This is a genomic window from Algoriphagus pacificus (assembly GCF_017254845.1).
Lineage (GTDB): Bacteria > Bacteroidota > Bacteroidia > Cytophagales > Cyclobacteriaceae > Algoriphagus > Algoriphagus pacificus.
Genome location: NZ_JAFKCU010000044.1, coordinates 1 through 282 on the forward strand (window position 1 = coordinate 1; position 282 = coordinate 282).

A 282-nucleotide genomic window follows, 5' to 3' on the forward strand; every position below is an offset into this window, starting at 1 on the left:
GCACACTTCAAGGAACAGAACGCCAACACGATTCCGGAGCGGGACCCGCTCAACGTGTCGCTCCTGAACCGCGTGGACGACGAGAAGCGGGAGGTCGAGCTGCGGCTGACGTCGATCGCGCAGAACATTCTCTATGTCGATTCGCAGCTCGTGCAGGTCGACCCCACCTCGCAGCTCTTCGACACCACTGGCGAACGCGTCCTGACGACCGCCGATCGTCTCAAGCTCGTGCGCAACCAGTATGAGCGGGCGAATGCCATCTACGCGCCGGATCATCCGGAC

At 62.4% G+C, this 282-nt stretch carries 1 protein-coding gene; it reads left to right on the forward strand.

The window, feature by feature from the left end; all coding sequences use genetic code 11:
* A partial coding sequence (locus tag J0A69_RS22515; protein WP_206588863.1) for a hypothetical protein occupies positions 1-282 on the forward strand: 282 nt, incomplete at both ends.